This window comes from Vibrio sp. A1-b2 (assembly GCF_021726015.1).
Classification (GTDB): Bacteria; Pseudomonadota; Gammaproteobacteria; order Enterobacterales; family Vibrionaceae; genus Vibrio; species Vibrio diazotrophicus.
This window is the reverse complement of the sequence record NZ_JAKKCI010000009.1, coordinates 1-18,537: the sequence shown is the minus strand read 5'-3', so window position 1 is coordinate 18,537 and position 18,537 is coordinate 1. Positions and strand designations below refer to the sequence as shown.

The 18,537-nt window shown below is 41.9% G+C and carries 17 protein-coding genes and 2 pseudogenes; 5 read left to right on the top strand and 14 right to left on the bottom strand.

The window, feature by feature from the left end:
• Nucleotides 1-196: 196 nt before the first annotated feature.
• Complete coding sequence (locus L3V23_RS16870) at nucleotides 197-1,132, bottom strand: biotin-dependent carboxyltransferase family protein (protein ID WP_102967043.1); 936 nt, start codon at nucleotides 1,130-1,132, stop codon at nucleotides 197-199.
• Nucleotides 1,129-1,818, bottom strand: a complete 690-nt coding sequence (pxpB, locus tag L3V23_RS16865; RefSeq protein ID WP_102967042.1) for a 5-oxoprolinase subunit PxpB — start codon at nucleotides 1,816-1,818, stop codon at nucleotides 1,129-1,131. The genes L3V23_RS16870 and pxpB overlap by 4 nt, the downstream gene beginning before the upstream one ends.
• A gap of 226 nt (nucleotides 1,819-2,044) precedes the next feature.
• On the opposite strand from pxpB, the gene L3V23_RS16860 reads away from it, so the two are divergent.
• Nucleotides 2,045-2,947, top strand: a complete 903-nt coding sequence (locus L3V23_RS16860; RefSeq protein WP_102967041.1) for a DMT family transporter — start codon at nucleotides 2,045-2,047, stop codon at nucleotides 2,945-2,947.
• A gap of 69 nt (nucleotides 2,948-3,016) precedes the next feature.
• On the opposite strand, the gene L3V23_RS16855 is transcribed toward L3V23_RS16860, so the two are convergent.
• The 3 genes from L3V23_RS16855 to L3V23_RS16845 all read right to left on the bottom strand — a co-directional run bounded on the left by L3V23_RS16855 (nucleotide 3,017) and on the right by L3V23_RS16845 (nucleotide 5,554).
• Entirely contained in the window at nucleotides 3,017-3,973 is a 957-nt protein-coding gene (locus L3V23_RS16855) for a GGDEF domain-containing protein (protein ID WP_102967040.1), read from the bottom strand.
• Nucleotides 3,973-4,932 (bottom strand): response regulator, encoded by a 960-nt coding sequence (locus tag L3V23_RS16850; protein WP_102967039.1) that lies wholly within the window; start codon nucleotides 4,930-4,932, stop codon nucleotides 3,973-3,975. The genes L3V23_RS16855 and L3V23_RS16850 overlap by 1 nt, the downstream gene beginning before the upstream one ends.
• Before the next feature lie 295 nt (nucleotides 4,933-5,227).
• Nucleotides 5,228-5,554, bottom strand: a complete 327-nt coding sequence (locus tag L3V23_RS16845) for a PilZ domain-containing protein (protein ID WP_146029431.1) — start codon at nucleotides 5,552-5,554, stop codon at nucleotides 5,228-5,230.
• 698 nt (nucleotides 5,555-6,252) lie between these two features.
• Here L3V23_RS16845 and L3V23_RS16840 point away from each other — a divergent pair.
• Genes L3V23_RS16840 through L3V23_RS16830 form a run of 3 tightly spaced genes read left to right on the top strand, consistent with a single transcriptional unit; the run spans nucleotide 6,253 to nucleotide 12,504 of the window.
• Complete coding sequence (locus L3V23_RS16840) at nucleotides 6,253-6,807, top strand: hypothetical protein (RefSeq protein ID WP_237292611.1); 555 nt, start codon at nucleotides 6,253-6,255, stop codon at nucleotides 6,805-6,807.
• A 20-nt stretch (nucleotides 6,808-6,827) separates the two neighbouring features.
• Nucleotides 6,828-9,326, top strand: a complete 2,499-nt coding sequence (locus tag L3V23_RS16835; RefSeq protein WP_237292609.1) for a hypothetical protein — start codon at nucleotides 6,828-6,830, stop codon at nucleotides 9,324-9,326.
• A gap of 1 nt (nucleotide 9,327) precedes the next feature.
• Nucleotides 9,328-12,504: a tyrosine-type recombinase/integrase gene (locus L3V23_RS16830; RefSeq protein WP_237292607.1), complete on the top strand. Its 3,177-nt coding sequence runs from the start codon at nucleotides 9,328-9,330 to the stop codon at nucleotides 12,502-12,504.
• Nucleotides 12,505-13,345: 841 nt separating this feature from the next.
• Here L3V23_RS16830 and L3V23_RS16825 read toward each other — a convergent pair.
• The 7 genes from L3V23_RS16825 to L3V23_RS16795 form a co-directional block, all read right to left on the bottom strand.
• Nucleotides 13,346-13,630, bottom strand: a complete 285-nt coding sequence (locus tag L3V23_RS16825) for a hypothetical protein (protein WP_237292606.1) — start codon at nucleotides 13,628-13,630, stop codon at nucleotides 13,346-13,348.
• Between the two features lie 194 nt (nucleotides 13,631-13,824).
• Nucleotides 13,825-14,196: a hypothetical protein gene (locus L3V23_RS16820; RefSeq protein WP_237292605.1), complete on the bottom strand. Its 372-nt coding sequence runs from the start codon at nucleotides 14,194-14,196 to the stop codon at nucleotides 13,825-13,827.
• Between the two features lie 75 nt (nucleotides 14,197-14,271).
• Complete coding sequence (locus tag L3V23_RS16815) at nucleotides 14,272-14,961, bottom strand: ATP-binding protein (protein WP_237292604.1); 690 nt, start codon at nucleotides 14,959-14,961, stop codon at nucleotides 14,272-14,274.
• Nucleotides 14,958-15,428, bottom strand: a complete 471-nt coding sequence (locus tag L3V23_RS16810) for a hypothetical protein (protein WP_237292603.1) — start codon at nucleotides 15,426-15,428, stop codon at nucleotides 14,958-14,960. Before L3V23_RS16810 ends, L3V23_RS16815 begins: the two co-directional genes overlap by 4 nt.
• Nucleotides 15,429-15,436: 8 nt before the next feature.
• Nucleotides 15,437-15,775 (bottom strand): hypothetical protein, encoded by a 339-nt coding sequence (locus tag L3V23_RS16805; protein ID WP_237292602.1) that lies wholly within the window; start codon nucleotides 15,773-15,775, stop codon nucleotides 15,437-15,439.
• Nucleotides 15,772-16,926: a tyrosine-type recombinase/integrase gene (locus tag L3V23_RS16800; protein WP_237292601.1), complete on the bottom strand. Its 1,155-nt coding sequence runs from the start codon at nucleotides 16,924-16,926 to the stop codon at nucleotides 15,772-15,774. Before L3V23_RS16800 ends, L3V23_RS16805 begins: the two co-directional genes overlap by 4 nt.
• Nucleotides 16,927-16,975: 49 nt before the next feature.
• On the bottom strand, nucleotides 16,976-17,212 hold the full coding sequence (locus L3V23_RS16795) for a hypothetical protein (RefSeq protein ID WP_102942297.1): 237 nt from the start codon (nucleotides 17,210-17,212) through the stop codon (nucleotides 16,976-16,978).
• A 126-nt stretch (nucleotides 17,213-17,338) separates the two neighbouring features.
• Between L3V23_RS16795 and L3V23_RS16790 the strand changes: the two genes are divergently transcribed.
• Nucleotides 17,339-17,545 (top strand): helix-turn-helix transcriptional regulator, encoded by a 207-nt coding sequence (locus L3V23_RS16790; RefSeq protein ID WP_237292600.1) that lies wholly within the window; start codon nucleotides 17,339-17,341, stop codon nucleotides 17,543-17,545.
• A 199-nt stretch (nucleotides 17,546-17,744) separates the two neighbouring features.
• On the opposite strand, the pseudogene L3V23_RS16785 reads toward L3V23_RS16790, so the two are convergent.
• Together L3V23_RS16785 and L3V23_RS16780 are read right to left on the bottom strand one after the other, a co-directional pair.
• Nucleotides 17,745-18,079 (bottom strand): annotated as a pseudogene (locus L3V23_RS16785) (ISNCY family transposase); the annotation flags it as partial.
• Nucleotides 18,080-18,417: 338 nt separating this feature from the next.
• A pseudogene (locus L3V23_RS16780) lies at nucleotides 18,418-18,537 on the bottom strand (IS5/IS1182 family transposase); the annotation flags it as partial.

Genomic DNA, 18,537 nt, shown 5'->3' with positions numbered 1-18,537 from the left:
AGGCTGCAAGTAATTACGACTAAATATGTATCAATAGTCATATGCTAGGTGTAACACTTATTTAACACAGAGCGGATTTTCTGGTTCTATCCAAACCTCAATCCCGCTGATATAAAAGGGAAAATTTTAGGGTGCAGAATGGCTTCGCACTCAAAGCTATCACTGTAAAGAAAAGGATTCAGGTAATGCTATTAGACTAAAGAGAGAAGAACTTCATAAACTCGCAGTACGCCTCTGTCTCACGTTCAATATCACCGCGATAAAAGTGGATCAAACTACCCGGTCTTGCCTGAGCGAGTTTCATTAAGCTCATTCTTGAAACACAGCCGATCTTTGGATATCCCCCAAGAGTCTGGCGGTCGTTCAGCAAAATAATAGGCTGACCGTTAGAAGGAAACTGGATGGAACCATAGGCGATGCCTTCAGATATCACGCCACTTAAATCCATTTGAACGGGATTTCCTTGTAATCGAATGCCCATGCGGTCAGATTTATCGCTTATCTGATAAGGATTGGCGTAAAACGTCTGCTTTGCTTGGCGGCTAAAAAGGTGCGACTGATAAGATTCAATGACAGATAAGCTCACTTCATCGGAATATTTGGGAATAAAAAGCCTTGGTACCCAATTAAATGGCTTGCCGTCATTTGTATATGTTTTGCAAACTGGCAAAATGTCACCTTTCTGTATTGCTCTACCCGATTGCACTCCTAAGCCGCCCAGTTGATTACGCACTACAGTGGCACTACTGCCAAAAACCTTCGGCGCATCAATTCCACCAGCAACGGCTAAATAACTACGGAAACCCGTTTTTGCATAACCAAGCTTAAGTGTCTGTCCTTTACGCAGCAAAAAACTTCGCCAAGTAGCAATAGACTCTCCATCGACTTGCGGATTGGTGTCAGCACCAGTTAGCGATATTAGGATGTCATCGAGCGCTAAAAACGAGGCATTGCCCATGGTGATTTCTAACACGGAAGCATTGCTTGGGTTATCAAGCAATTGATTCGCCCAACAGTGCGCATGAAGATCTGCCGGCCCACCAGCGCTTAACCCATGACGAGCCACACCGTATCGGCCTAAATCCTGAATAAGGCTTAACATACCTGACGACATAACTTGCAAGCCGCTCATACAACACCTCCGAGATCCAAGAACTTCTCCCTTGAAATAGGTTCAAAACGCACTTTATCCCCCACTTCAAATGGCATCATTGGTTCGCTGTTGATATTGAACAACTCAACTGGACAATTACCAATAATCTTCCAGCCGCCCGGTGTTTCTTGCGGGTAAATGGCCGTTTGTTGGTCTGCAATTCCTACACTGCCTTTCGCTACTTTCAAACGCGGTTCTGCATGGCGAGGCGTTGCGATTTGCGCATCAACCGTTCCCAGAAAAGCAAAGCCCGGCGCGAAACCTATTGCGCAGACGGTGTACTCTCTCTGACTGTGAAGTTGTATGACTTGCTCGACACTTAATTGCTTTTCTGAAGCTAAATTCTGCAAATCCGGCGCAACTTCAGGGTGGTAGTAAACGGGAAAAGTCACTGTTTTTTGTTTCGATGACAAGATATCGCTGTTGGCGATTTTGTCCGCTTCCCTTTGACACCACTGGGTCAACTCTTGAACATCGACTTTCGGAGGATGGTATTCGATCAACAGCGTGGTGTATGAAGGAACCACTTCATAGATTTTTCCTTGATACCTTTCCTGCACCATTTGACTAAACGTAGCAATTCGCTCGATCAATTCCAAATCTATGGAGTGCCCAAAGTAGATAATTAAACTTGTTTCGGAAACCCGACAAACCTCTACCTTCATTGGTCATTTACTCTTGTCAGTTCCAACTTCATTACAGATTTTCCCTATCTCAAAAACTCGTCAGATTAGTTCTTTACGTGCTGTATGTCTTCAAAATCGTAATGACTTTTAACATGTTGTCAATTTGTTTAGATATGGTTATTGTGAATACGAAGACGCAGAGTCTTTGGCGTGACAAGCCTCACGAGCAGTACGCTCTTTATAAGTGAATTAACGGATTAATAAGATGCAGGTTCATGCAAAGCACTATCTGATGCTTCTATTTCTAGCGGCGATTTGGGGAAGTTCGTTCCCTTTCCTTAAGATAGCTCTAGAAAGCTACTCTCCCATATTGACGGTTGCTATACGTTTAACTCTATCTGCCATCGCTATGTCCGTATTTATCTGGGCTTTTAAATTGCGTATTCCGGCCGAGTTAAAGGTTTGGAAACACTATGCTGTCGTGGCGGTTATCGGCAATATTGTTCCATTCTTTTTGATTACGTGGGGAGAGCAATACATAGATGCCGCGTTAGCTTCCGTGCTGATGGGGTTGATTCCTCTCGCGACCTTAATCTTTGCTCATTACCTGACGGATGATGAGAAAATGTCGTTAAACAAACTACTCGGCGTAGTACTCGGCGGCGGCGGTGTGGTGGTGCTGATCGGTGTCGATGCTCTGCAAGGTTTTGGCGCGCATATTTTGGCACAACTGGCGGTTATCTTTGCGGCTTGCTGTTATGGTTTATCGGCTGTTTACGCTCGCAGAAGTAAAATTACCCAATATCACCCTCTCGCAAATGCGGCTGGTATTTTAATTTGCTCTGCGGTGTTCTCTTTGCCGATTGCGCTATTGGTTGATGACGTCAGCACCTTCACTTTTAACGTTCGCTCTCTTTCCGCACTATTGGTTTTGGCGCTCGCCTGTACCTGTTTTGCGTACTTCTTACTCTACAATTTGCTGGCGCAAGTAGGTGCGACTTTCACTTCGTTCAATAACTATCTTGTGCCTGTATTTGGCATGATCATCAGTGTGATTTTGCTGGGAGAGCCAATAAACTCGTCAACTTATTCCGCGCTAACTCTGATATTCATTGGGCTACTTCTATCCCAGAAGAAATCAAAACGACTCAGTTTAATGTCCAGATAAAGAGAAGAATAAAAGCCAAATCGCATCTTACTTCTCCTGTAGTTCCGGTTTGGCTTTTGAAGAATGGCTTTACGCCACAACTGTTGTCTGATTTCGTCCTTGCCCTTTTGACTCGTACAGCGCTTTATCTGCATGCTCTAACCATTCCGAATGTGTACGGAACCTCTTATCAAATGCGCAAACTCCGAGACTAATGGTGTATCGGATTTCACCTTGTTCGGTACTGACAACCTCAGCTTCAATACGCTTACGCAACCTTTCAGCAAAGTACCTCGCTTGGTCAACAGTGGTGTTTGGTAATAACACTGTGAACTCTTCACCGCCATAGCGGCCACAATGATCAGAAGCTCTCGCTGTCTTACGCAACACCTCCGCGGTTTTGCGAATAACATCATCACCGGCAGCATGACCAAACGTGTCATTGACCTTCTTAAAATGGTCGATATCAAAAATAACTAATGACGCAGGTGCTTCAGTCGCAATGATTTTCTCGTACTTTTTCATCAGTAGCGATTCCCAGTAAGAGCGGTTGAGTAATTGCGTCAAACCATCGGTGCGACTCATGTTTGATAAATGCTGATTTGATTGTTCTAAATGCAGCTTATTCTTCGCTATATCCGAGACATCCTGAATCATAATGCACACATGAGAAACATCGCCATTGAGTGATTTCAACGGAGTGACCACCATGTTCTGATACATTATTGTGCTTTTGTTGGTGTAAGGTGAGTAGTTTTTAAAATGAAAGACGTACGGTCTGTCTTCCCATCTGGAGAAGGTTCTTGTGTCTAATTTGACTGCCGCATCTATTTTGGCTTTGAGCCACTCTTCAGGAAGATCCGGAACGACTTCAAATAGATTTTTGGTCATTATTTTGGTAGAAACAATGCCCGAATAGTTTTGCATAAAACTGTTCCATAGGCACACTTCATAGTTGATATCGATAACCACTAACCCAACGTCTATAGTGTCTAACGCTTGGATCCCCCAATGGAAATCCCGCACATTTACAGTCAATCTCGGCATTAAAAAGATTCCATCAATTTATCTATTACTTTTACGGATTCCATGTCGATCAACAGCAAGATGTCACACTGGAAATCGAGATTTTCAGCGGAATAAGAAAACTCGACCGTAAAAGCAGACTTGGTTATCTTTTGCTGTGAAAGCAGCTCTTTTTCGTAGCTGTTAATTAAAACTGGCTGACGTAGAGTAAAGCTGACCATGATGAGTTCTGCCAATACACGCAGAAAAGTAGAAACCGCTAGGTTGGAAATGTTAAGTAATGATTCGTTGCTGTTTGCATCTTGCAGCGGATAACCAAGACGCTCGCCCACTTTGGCGAATTCTTTGCCTCTGATAGTCACCAGAGACTCACCGTGAATACCTGCGCCTGTGAAACGCTGTGTTACGGCATTCACATTGTCTCTATATAAGACATCGTGAACGGCCATCTCCAGCTCTGATGGCTCTAATATGCCAACCGTAGGTAAAGGCATGTTGATAAAATCTCCTACGCTATCTGAAATAAGCGCAACACAACGACCTAACGCGATATTGGTCAGTTCTCTAAATTTCGAATCTGAATCAATATAAGGTTCTGAAGTTATGCTTTTATGAATGGAATTTCCAACATGGCAACCTTTGAAAACGGCCTCTAGCTGCTCTATTTTAAAAGGCTTTTCGATGAAGTCAGACGCGCCCAATGCAAAACAACGTTCTTTCGCCGCTTTTTGTACATCACCAGAGATAATAACGACTTTGGTCGGATATGAATTAACAGGTAGCATGCCCAATACATCATAGCCGTCCATCACTGGCATAGTCAGATCGAGGAACAAAACATCAATTCGGTTATGAGCGAGTACACTTAGTGCTTCTCTGCCATTTTCCGCAAAAAAAATCTCAATATCGTAAAAATTAACAAGAGTCCGACTTAAGGATTTTCTAGCTAATGCAGAGTCATCACAGATTAGAACGTTCATAGTTTAATGTTGCACATTGGGCCATTCGTTAAAACTGTTAAATGATACTCACATTAGAAAGTCATCTTCAATGCCAAAACGCCGTCGTCAACAATCAGAAATTGCTGAATTTAAACTATGGAATTAGACAAAAAATGAACTAAAGTCCTTCTGTCAAAGGGATCTAGCGAGCTGAAATTGTTCAGCATTTCGCTTTCGTTAATTGAATAAATTTGCATCGAGTATCATTTTTAAGACAGACTCTTTGCGATATTTCCAACCAGCGCAACTAAATATCGAACCAAATCTGATTCTTTTATAAATTACTTAAGTACGAGATGTCTTCCTCAGAAATTTCATTTCCTTCTTGCACCATAAAGCCGCACATATAGCCACCATCCCTTTCGTGTCGCCATACCACTTTGCCTTTCACTCCTTCATTTAATGCATCAATGCGAATAGTCGCGTTCGATAACTTTAAATAGTCTTTAGTAAAAAGCTTCATACCGTGATTAGAAACATCAACAACTTGAACTTGGATTACAGGCTTAAACCAGCGGTTAAACAAACAAGAGGCGGGAATCATTGCTTTAAGTTCAATGCGGGACGATTTTCGACGGTTGGTAAAAGATGTGACTGACACGGCGTTACTCTAGATTTGGGCAATTAAAGTTAAACAACAAGTTTTCACTCTGCACTTAATAAACTTTAGTTGTTTGTTTAAACAGGCGCTACACCATATAGATCAAAGTGTAGGATGTAGAGGTGAATGTTCTACTCTTTTTGTCGGAAGCATCCGAACAAGGGCAAAGAGTGTAATCCAAATAAAAGAAAACGTTAACTGATAAGAGAAAATATGGAACAACTGTCGCTACGTAGCTCAACACGATTTCATCCACGACTTTTCGCAATATACAGTTGATCCAGATTTTCATTTTTCTTTCGGCTAGAAATACCAAAACTGGCAGTCAAAGAAATGATATTTGGAACCACCCAGTTAAATAGGTTTGTTTTCACGTTAAATTTAACTTTGGGGAAAATCGCAGGGACGTAGATACAATAAAGCCCGCTAAAAAGCGGGCTTTATTGTTTGTTCACGAAGGAACGAATTTGGTGGGTCTAGGCAGACTCGAACTGCCGACCCCTACCATGTCAAGACATTAATGATAAACTTTATTCATACACTCTAACGGAACTTCCTCGTTTTAACAAGAAAAATGACTCCTACCCTTGATGAAGATCTCAACTTTATGGCGCAATGTGGACACGAAACGGCCATAAAATTAAAGTTCTTATATCGGAGATTATTTTTGATGTGAGGCGATTTTGAAAGACGAGATTATGCGATTTGATGCTACCCTACTCGACAATGTAGAGCTCATCCGAGTGTCGGTCAAAGAACTCATCTCTGACGATACAATTCAAGATCTGTTTGCCCAAGCGAATCCTTTAAGTGGATTAAGAACCTCAAATGAAGCAAATGATAAATCTGCATACCTATTCAATTTGCTATCTCTGCAATCGCCGATTATTTGTTATCGGTACCGTAAACAATTTAAAGCTCTGACCGGTTCATTTACCCTCACCAGACTCCGCAGTGCGATTGCTCAACACTACCTACCCGATGACTTTTCTATATTGGTATTTGCACTTAAAAAGAAACCATCTTCAAGCATAAAACGAGCAATCGTTTTATTCGATCTGACTAACGACTTGCTCTCTAAATGCTTTATCAGTGACACAAAAAAAATTAGCTTTTATCTACGGTCATGGTTCAAAAAGGACGAAGGCAAACGCAGTATTTACCAATCAGATGAGTGGCTAACTTTTTTTCCTGAACTTAACTCAGCAGAGAAAGTGGCAAACTTTTTATCCATTTCTAAAGCCGATTTGTAGCTCGCTAAGGATATAGATTCATGTCAACGCCAACCGTCGAAGATATACAAGCGTTTTTACCTTTTGCTCTAGGTCATCTTCTTAACCCACTCGAAAAATTACTTGAAGCCATCGATTGCCCTGAAGATTTCCGGGGCTTACAAAAAGTACATTCGTTGCTTGAATACCTTTTTGATACTCATCCTCAGAAATTCTGTGAGTTGTTCGACATCCAACAAGATATTGCCAGTCAATTACTCCAATTATTTTCAGAAGTGAATGAAGCCTTCTTTCAGAAATACAGCAATACAACTCATGCAAAAGGATGGATGAGTCGACGCCCACTGTATTCATTGCTATTTATTTTTGATGACCACCAGACGCCACAAGCCGCCTCGGCATTATTATTTTTTCTCAGTCATTATTACAATAATGAATTAAAAATAATCACGGAAGACCGCACCGAAACTTCGATTCGCTCTTTCAGGCTTCTTTATACCGATGAGGTCATCGACCGACGATGTTTTAATTCAAATTCAATAGATGATACGGCCAATCAGATCCTTCAGGTTCGTGAGATTCTGATGGATCAAGAACGCGAAAATGACGAAGAGTCAGGTTCATCAAGTCGTGTTGGTTACCTGCGAGACTTAGAACATTTTTACCGGCTCAATTGGAAAAAACGAAAGAGCTTTTCTCGTATATCTCAAAGAAGTATCCGTTCATCCTACAGCCGAAAAAAAATAGAACGAGTGATCGGTTCGGATAACTTATTTACCGCCTCACTACTCAAACGTGGTTTGAGTAAACCACTTGTTGATGCTGGAGTATCCGCTGATGAAGATTATCCAGAACTTTGCATTATCAAAACTGAACAGCCAGTTTTACCTAAGCCACAACACGAATTACCCGATGTATCCGTCATTAAAGACAAGGCCAAAATCAATCACAAGAACCGTGGGATATCGAAGAGTGTTAGTAGGAGTCATAACATTACGCCGCTTGCGCGTAACCTTCTACAGCCTAGTGAACTCAGTTACCTATGGCATGACAGCAGTTCTCAACGTACCACGCTCATAAACAAAATCCCCAGAACCGATATTCAATGCATTCTGCACCTCATCTTGATTACAGGGCGAAATCTGTGCGACGTCTGCAACTTAGACGTACACTACAGTACTAGTAATGACAACCTCGGGCTTATCGTTACTGAATCGGAGTTAATTTTAAAAATTGCTCCAAAGCCTACAGCTAAAAGAGGCAAGCATTCAGATAACCCCAACCTACTAAAAAACCAAACCGTCGCCGCCATAGCTCTCCCCCAATATTTTTATAATATGTTTATCAAAAGCAACTTACGTGGCCATGCAAAGTTCTCAGGAAAGCCATCAGTCAATGCCTATAGAAAAGCCATAGAGTTCTATTTAAAAAAGCTCAATCAGCGCCATCGTTGCCAAATCAGTCTAAAGCGGATTGAGAACTATCTCATCAACAACTTAATCGCTACAGAAAAACACGATCCAGTTATCCTGGAAATGTTAAGGGGAGAGCTAAGTTACTATAGTCGTTCACCTCGCCATTATGCCTGGTATTCTGAAACTGAAATTAATCGCCGAATCCAAGCAATATGGTTGGATATGTTTAATCAGATGAAGGGCTACGATACTGACATTCAAATACCAGTATTGCCTGAATTACAACTAGATTTAGATACCACCGGAATTGGATCTCAATTCACACCGACCAGAGCAGCAATAAAAGATTGGGTTAACCATCGTTTAGCCCACTTGAAACAATTCTCTGCATTTGATGTGGTCAAAAATTTAAGTAATCTGATCGACTATCATAATCAATACTCGGCCTATACGCTGATCATGTTAGTGAATGCGTCAGGTTATAGAGCAGTTTACAATCCGCTTCCCAGTTTTGACTTGCTGCTATTGCGCTATCATGCCCTATGTATTTCAGATAAAGATTCATCAAAGACGTTTTCTCATACCCGAGTCGTCGTGTGCCCAACCGTTCTCAAATCGCAGTTACTGCACTATCAACGGCATACGAAAACACTGGCAAATCTCATTAGCCATTTATACCCGGCTCAATCAACGCAACTTTATGCGCAAACCTGCGATCACCAATTAATAGATCTTCCCCATAAAAACGACCGAATCGAATGGTTCCTTACCGCGAAGAATTCACACGCAAATGATGGACTATTCTTTTTATTTATCCAGGATAAAGATGATCCCACCTTTTTCCGGACGAAAAATTCAGGACCATCTTACCTCAGTGAATATATCGATTTGCCACTGAATTTCGGGCGACATTACGTGCGCCGTTATCTACAACTATCGAATGTCCATCAGGAATTAGTAAAATTCCAATTGGGCCATTGGGTAAACGGTGAAACACCACTCGAAAAATGTTCCTCTCTAAGCCATAAAGTCGCAATAGAACAGCTCCTACCGGTTTTGGACGAAATGCTGGAAGAACTCAGCTGGGAGGCCATTCCGTCATTAATAACACGTAAGAGAGGTTGATATGCGCCGATTAAGTGACGTACTCAATTTGGAGATACAAAACGCTTATTTACGGGCGGCTCAATCAGAAACGGGCGAATATCTCAAGTTAACCAACAATGAAAAGCTTGATTTGCCCAGCAAACTAAACATTACTAATGATGTTTATTCATTGACCCAGAAACATGGTTTGGTCGAAAACGGAAAAATACAATCCGAGTCACTAAATACCATTCAGAAGACCTTTCGCAAAGGGTTCGAAGATCACAATCTCCAGCTTAAATTGTTGGAACTTTTACTCTGTATCATAGAAAAACAGACAGGCATCACCGCCCCACCGATTAGCCAGACTTGCCATATCAGGCAAGATTTTCCGCTGCTCAAGCCCGATGACTTTTTAATGTCGCGACTGCAGGTCAGAATCTATGAGCTGGTTGAAAATGAATCATTGACTGCCCGCTATTTGGATCATCCAAAGCAAAACCAAGCCGTTCTTATGTTATGGCTAGTACTAAAAGAAGGAATCAGAAAATCAAAAGATATAGAGCAGTTACTCACGAAAAAGAGCACATTCTATCGAATTGGTGAACACTGGTTAGTTGAAACCAAGGGACAACGCTACTGGTTGTCCCCAATGGCGGAATTATTCTTAACCGCTTATTGGAACGACAGCTCAAAAGTCAGGATCAATGTCATGTCAGAGATAAATGCTCTACTTCATGCGTACAGACTATTGCCTAGAATATACAACCTACGGTTTGTCGATCTTCGCTCCGCATTTAAAAATGAATTCGTCCTTACTGTCAGTCCGGCAGAATACTCCATTTGCCAAGCAGCACTACCCACAACCTCATTAACTCAGACATCACTCTATAGGCTACTGACCGACCAACGAGTTAAACAAGATGAAGAGGACTATGAACAACGAAAAATGCCGATTCGGCAAAAGGTCGCATGGCTTTCAACTGGTTCGACATCGGCTGAAAAATTAAGAAAGAAAGCCATTCTAGAACAAGAAGAACTCACTACTGCTGAGCAAATTGAGGTAATCGAACATTATACTGGCAAACTCATTAAAACTTCGTTAAGCGAAAGCATTCGGATCAGTACCAAGTTACAAAATGAACTTCGACCGAGGTTAGAAAGTAATGATATAGCAGCAAGTGCCCCCTGGGGCTGGATAGTGCTTTCATGGATGTATCATCTACTTAAGTTTGGTGGAAAACATAAAAAGCGTCTACGTCTAACTACTATCAAATCCTATATTAGTTATGTTGCAGCTCCATTCATTCAAGAGTTTTCCGGTTGTGCACCAAAAAAAATGGAGAGCCTGGATTGGGCGGAAAAACTCAATATTGTGGCGGAACAAATAGCCTCAACCAAAAAATCTTTCGTTCTCTATTTCGCTGAGTTCTTAATTGAAAGTGACATTGTTACAAACCTGTGTTTATCTGATATCGATATTCCCTCAATTGGCCATCGTGTTAATGCCAATTTAATCACTCACTACGAAGCCGAGCGTATCATTGAAGCCTGTAATTCAATCGGTACTCCTACGGCCAAAATCGCCAAATTGTGTTTTTACCTAGGATTTTATAGCGGATTACGCCGCGGTGAAGTCGCCGGACTGCAGTTTGCCGATTTCACGATTAAGGGCGTTCGGTATGCCAATCTTCACGTACGGCCCAACAAATATCGAGAACTCAAATCAAGTGAAAGCTCCAGAAACCTACCGCTTGATTGTCTATGGCCTGAAAAATCTCTACTTGAGTTAACTGGCTATCTCAACGTGACCAAAACCAAATTTACCCAGGAGAAATCACTCATTTTTAAAGATACCAGGCAATTAAATGAAGCATTTTCGCTGCTAACAGAAATTATGAAAATTGTTACCGGTGAACCTGAAATTCGATACCACCATTGTCGCCATTCCTTCTGCAACTGGACCTGGATTCGCCTCAACTATGCCGATCATTCACAATTAGCCGATTTTTCATTCAGCCAGCATAAATTTTTCGCCCAAGACAATCACCAACGATTATGTCAACGTCTCGCCATCGCTCCGTTCTCACGTAAAAAGCTCTGGGCATTATCCGGCTTACTAGGTCATTCTTCACCAGAAGTCACTACCTCATCATATTTTCATCTGAGTGAATTTATTCAACGAACTAAATTTTCCAACCACCAACCATCCGATACTTTGCTACGTCGATATTGGGGCCAAGGGATACGAATTAGTGATCAAGGTAGGCTCCAGTCGGTACCCACATCAAAACACAATCTCATGGCCGCCGTTCCAGACACGTATGAACCAGCATCGCTGGTTTCAAGCCTTGATGAAGCAATCACACAACTCGGGCTAACTAAGTCGATTGAAATGAAACAAACCGTTTCTTTAAGTGCAGTTTGGGAAATCATTCAATTATTAGCCGAGGATCAACAATCTTCTGATGTCGCCAGCTTAACCGGTATTGATACATTAGCGGTCGAGGCCATCGTCAAATCCGATGAATCTATCGTGCGATCATCATTGTGCAGATCAAAGTATACACTTCCACCACTGGCTAACTATGCCAAACTAAACCGAGGGAATGTAAAAACGATTGAAAGTCTTATCAAGATGTTTGAAAACGCCATTGAAAACAATGCGATTCCAGAAGATTTCAATTTTACGACGCTTAGTGAAATACTAAACGATCTGGTAGGGGCACAAGATTCGTTGATCCGAACCCATAATCAAAAAGCAGCCTTACTCCTACTTAAGCTAATCCAACTGATTGGCTTAAAAGAACGTCACGTCAAACTCAAGTGGTATTTCCCGAGCGAGGCCTACTTCGATGCGAATGAGATAGATACGTACAAAAAACATCTATTATTCTGGGACGATACTATCCGAAGTCGAATTTTCCCCAATATAACGGTTGAAGTCCTAGTACCGAAAGCTCTGGAGCAATATATAAAGACATCCGCCAAATTTACAACCACTCTCAGTGATGCTGGTAGATTCCTCAAATATTATCCACCAGGCACAGTCAGTATTCACCTGTTACAAAGCAAATTTGATAATCAACGCATTGATAGTGAAGGTAACATCATTGAAACGCCGCAAAGAACCAGGGCGTTTGTTACATTTTTACGATTGTTAGCAATTTATACAAAAACCAAAGAGGCTAAGGACAGTTCAATCACTATCGAATGATGGCGCCAATGATTTGCAGTTTGCTTGCATAAAATACATTGCCTATATCATGAATCTTCAACATGAGGCATGTGAGACGATTTAGGAAATACTGTCCATTCCAATCTTGAATATGGTTGAAAAACGGTTGTTCGCACTCAGGGGCCGACTCATCGTAGTGCCCCGAAATAAGTAGTGTTGGTACCTGAATTTTGCCTAAACGGGGGATCACATCCCAATTTTTCATCGAACCAATAACGTGGAACTAATTGGGACCATTCATGGCATGATAAAACGTTGGATCTTCATCCATAGCATCAAATGTACGAACAACTTCTTCAGGCCATTTATCCAAACGGCATACATGGAGTGTGTAAATTTGGTTTCCAAGACTTTACGAAAACGGTATTTGGCATAACGAATTGAGTGCGGATGGATTAAGAATTCATGAGCAGGCCTTAAATGATAATGAGGATGCCAAGCTATCAATAATTAAGTAAAAAGAAGATGTTAGTAAATGCCCTAACGGAAAGATGATTGTCTTTGCAAAAGGACGGGGTGCTCTTGGATTTAATTTGCTGAGATATGTAGGTATCTTTAAGGTGAGTCTTGCTGAGAGTACCGATACTGCATTGATATTTGAACGTGTTAATGACAGTGAAAAATTCGAGGGTGTATCTCAGACGATTAATACTTCCTAGAACTTATAATTAATTAACACTCCAAATAAACAAATGAGATCATGAATTCAAGTCAAGTTATCATGGGGAACGCTATAAAATTGCTCGGTCAATCACCGCTGGATTCGGGATGCTCAATAAACTTAGCGCCATTTTCTACGGTTTTCATAGTCGTTCTGCTGCTAAGACCATTTCTGCTCATCAATCCATTGCAAACACGTACGTTCAAGCTCGTCGATGTAAGGAGTCAGCGTATCAACGTTTTTCTGATAGCGCATCATATCCTTCACAAAACTACACGGCCGGACTAAACGTAAAGTGGTATCGTTATGGCAGATAAAATCCACAATTGGATGCCCACCGTCATCTTTGCGCTCGATAAGGTACGTCGCTACCGGTTCTCTGTTTAGCTTGCTCGTTAATTGGTGTTGAAATTGGGCATGATGATCCTGAAGATAGCGTTTCACATCCAAGTAGTGTCGCTGGTGAACTGGATTATCATTGGAGAACGTTGCTCGATATCATGTGCCTGACTACCCTGCTCTACCGTTATAGTAACCTGGTAGGGATAGTGCGTTTCCAGCCACTGCTCGATCCGCTCTTCCATTTCTTCGAGAATAAAATTGGTGGTGGAATAGAGATTACCGTAAGTAAACTGGCCCTAGTAAAACAAGCGGATCCAATCTCCACGATACAAACTCAGATAATCGTGGGGAGTAGTTGACATAACCCGCAACCCTTGTGGATTTTGCTCAGGTTCATCAGGGGTATATTGGTTGTCTATAGCACGCTGCTGTTGATGCCAAAACTCAATGTCATAGCTGAGCAAGTCGCCATATAGCCCAATTTCCTGCTTTTCTCTACCCCATTCACACATCGACAGTTTATCCGCCCCATTTCCCCGGTGCAGTTGAATCTCAGCGTTGAGTTGATAGAGCGTATCCGCTGAAGCTTCATCCCAAAGCATTTGACGAGTAGCTTCATCCGCTTGGGTATAACCAGGAAGATACGTTTCAATGATATCGTCGTTCATTTACAGCACCTGTGTATTTATACAGTTAAAAGATAGCAAGGAGATGGACAGGAGTAAAAAAATTTATCTCATTTATCAGGGGAAATAATGATTTTCCCAAACACACTCAATCCACACTAACTGACCTTGTCGTAATCGAGTTAACACCACTTCTCCGACCAAAGAGCAAAATGCCTGACCTGGTAACGGAGTAATTAACACCGTAGGCAATTGATTGCGGTATCGTTTATCGATTAATGTCTGAAGCGTCTGCTGCTCACTGGCTGAATGGCGGGATTTATCTAAGTCGTCCACCACCAGCACATCGCTCTGAGTTAAACGCTGAAGTATTTGCCATTCTGATTGGGTGGTACTTGAGCGATAAGTACTGCGAATTTCTAGTATCAAATCATGGAAAGAAATAATTTCACTGCTTAGTCCCAAATCACTCAGTGAATACATCACCGCCGTTGCCAAATGCGTCTTTCCAGATCCACGATAACCAGCCAATACCAAGTTGGTATCCATACCTTGGTTAACCCATTCAATCCAACGTTGTATGGTACTGACCGCGTCTGCCCGAGTTGGAGTGTGGCTCCTATAGTTCTCCAAACGGCATTGTTTAAAACGGGCACCTACCCCTCTTACCTCACCAATCACTGAACGTGATGAGGCTGTAATATCAACACTCGACTGACTATGGCGACGAATGTGCTCCATCTCTTCAACCGTCTTTGGCGTGATATGAGCAGGAATATGTTTGAGAATCGACGTGAAGTGACTCATCGTTTTAACCTCCAAGGTAAACCAAATTCACTCTTCGGCGAAGCAGTCTCTGTTGTAGTCTTTGGTAATATCTGTGTATTCTCTGTAATAGGTCGGCGGATTTCGCCACTACAGTCTGGCGGATGGATAAACTCTGGATTGGCGCAATCCGCCATACTAGTTTGCCCCAAACAGCCAATCAAGTTTGGCTCATTAATCCGGTAGTAAATTCGGCACGGCACCCCTTGTTTTTTCTCCACCAGGATACCCAGTTTTCTTAACTTTGAACGAGCCGTATCAATCTCTCTGCGGGTCATACCCGTTTCTTCACCCCACTCTTCAATCGATTTATAAAACCATCGTTCAGCGTCTTTAGTCCGTTTTGACCAGTACAACGCCTGACTGAGCAGTAAAGCACCGGTAATACCGATGCCCAACTGAACAAACGCACGATGGAAAGCAATAGGACGGTCTAAGTAGTCCAACATGCGTTCACCTATCCCAAAGTACCCTGAGTATCACGTCTAGCTTTCCGCTCTTTGACAAAATCATCGAATCGATGTTGTATCAAGCCCAAAATTAAATCCGGTGATACACGCCCCGCAGTGAAGTGATAATGAAGCAGTACATTCATCACCCCTGACGCCAACGCATCAATCATTCCCTCTTCATCCGGTATGACACTGGATACCGGCTCTAGTCGCACACGAATTTGCATTTTCACTTCCGACTTAAACGCCAGAATATCGGGCGTGGTGTAACGAAAGAAGTGTCCCTGATTTAATACGTCTAGACATAAGCTGGCACAATGAACGGTCATGGTGTTGTATTTCATTGTTTTTTCTCCTTCACCTGGGTCAGTAAGCGTTCAAATGCTGAGCCATCCTGACGAGTTAGGTTGGGAACATAACGGCTGTAGATTTCGAACAACATTTTGGTATTGGAATGCCCCATCTGACGGGCAATCCATTCCGGTGCCTCACCAGCCGCTAACCAGAGTGTCGCGGCAGTATGACGAGTTTCGTACGGGCGACGATAAGGTAAGCCCATTTTCCTTAAGGTTGGCTTCCAAACCCGGTCGCGAATGTTACCTTTATCCAAAGGATTACCTTCGGCATTACAAAAGACATACTCTCCTGCACCAGTCACTTCTTTCTGAGCATTGAGCGCTTCCACCACTATACTCGACATATGAATATCACGAGCAGAACCCAAGGTTTTCGTGGTATCCATCTTCCCCTGAACATAGGTTTCACGGACACTAATTACCCCTAAACGAAAATCCACATATCGCCATTTCAGACCATCGATTTCTGAGGTGCGCATGCCGGTAAAAAAACGTACCAGAAAGTAATTGCGATACTCGTTTTTCACCACATTTAAGAAATCCATCACTTCTTCCAAAGTAAACGGATTCACATCGCGCTTTTCTACCCGCAATGGTTTGATGTTTTCAAACTGGCACCGAAACCCATAGCGGTCAGCCGCTTCACGTAATATCATGCGAAGAGGTGTCATGACATGATTGACAAAATCGGTTGAGAGCTTCGTTCCATCCGGTTTGGTCTGCATTAACTTTGCTCGGTATTTGAGGATATCTGGCCGCTGAATTTGATCGACATTCACATCGCCGAACTCAGGTACGAGATAACCAAACAAATACACTTTCATGCTGTTCACATAACTGGTTTTCCATCGAACCTCATTTTCACCGAACCATTCGTGGGCAAAATCTTCAAAGGGAATACTGGTAATTCCCTGCAGCTCCTGAGAAACCGTTTTATAAGCACCGAGCAACTCTTCTTTCTTCCGCCGAGCCAGGATGTCTTGCTTGACGAACTTAGATGCAAGATTCGACTCAGGAAAATATTCGCTGTAAACGAAACACCCTAACCTGATATCCGCATCAATCTGATTTAACAGTTTGGTGAGTTTCCTCTGATTAGCAGCAGTATTATTGAGTAACGTTTGTTCTCTACACCGCACGTTACAATACCGAAAATCGATATATAGCTTGTCTCCCCTTACATTAACGCTACCCATAACATACTCTCCCTGCTGCCATCGGAATATAAACCGCATTTCGTGTCGCACTCTGGTATAATTCCACTTCTACCTCTTCCCATATGTATAGAATTTTTCTACCATGGAAAGGTCGAATGTAGTGTTTACCTTCGATAAATACTGAGTCTCGCAGTTTTGCATTAATGTAGTTGGCGCTAAATTTGATCCGAACTGCGAGCTCTTTCACCGTTAATAGTGTCTGGTCCATAGAGACCTCCTTTTGACTTGTTTTCGTCTTCTCAAGACAAATATACGGGTCATTTTTCGTCTTATCAAGACATTTATTCGAACATTTGGTAATAAGAATTTGATTAGATATAAGATTAGAGAATTAGTGGCAGAGAAGTCTAAGCGCGAAGGGAGACGTATAACTTTATCTTTTTTGGCTGAGCAAGTAGGTATTCAAAGTTCAGCTATGTCAAAAATTGCTAATAATACCGGATACCATACCAGCGTCACCACCATTGAAGCCTTGTGTAAGTTCTTTGACTGTAAGATTGAAGATGTGATCGAGTATTTACCCGATAGTGATGAGTTTTGATTTGCCAGAAGTCAGTGTTTGCATTGTCGTAATAGTTCTCCCTGTCTTCTTCTAGAAGAAAATTTCAGCTTATAAACCCAGCCTATCGGATGACCAAATCTGATCAACGGTACTGGCATTACTGAGGGAAGATTACGGGATAAGTACCAGCCGATTCTGCCATGCCTTTACATTCTGGTCTGGATTAATACTTCTCTCATTACACATCGATATTCAGCGATTGTGATTTCATAATCCTAAACTCTCTGGTATTGAGTTTCTCTTCCTTCCAGATATTTTTAATCGTGCCGATACTCACATTGATGCCGTGTTGTTTTAACTCCATCATTAGTTGCATCAATGTAAAGTGTTTATTCTGTAACGTCAGCTTTATAATCTTGTCTTCTACGTGCTTTGGGATACGATTCTTACTGCGTTTCAGAGGCTTATTAATCCGCTTCAGACATAATGGCTCTTCTTCTGTCATTATTTTTAGGTGTAAAGGGATTGACGGGAGCAACCAAGGATACGGGCTGCTTTGGATATACTCCCCAACTGTTCGACAAACAAAGCTTACAAACCACCTAAAGTTTGTAGCGCTATAAATATCTGGTAAGGCAGCTTGTGATCATCTAGTATTATTCAATAATAAAGTGGTTATTTTATATAGGTAAAAGCATGGGTTCACGAAAAACCATAATCACAAATCACCGCAAGGTAGAATCAATGCGTAAATTGACCCAAGCCTGTAAATTGGCAATTAAAGAGGGTAAGTACAAAGTTGTTACTTTGAACAAAAATAAACAACCACTTTAACCACATTAAAAATGCGAGGCATGGGCTTTGTTTCCTAATTCGCTTTCAGTTAAAAACGCCCCTAACATGGCTAATTGTTAGGCGATTACCATCGTTTCAGGCATACCTAGCCCTGTGAGCTTGTTTAACGCTTTTATCATGGCGTAAGTCTCACCAACCTGAGCATTGTAATTTCTTAAACTTAATGTCCCACCGAG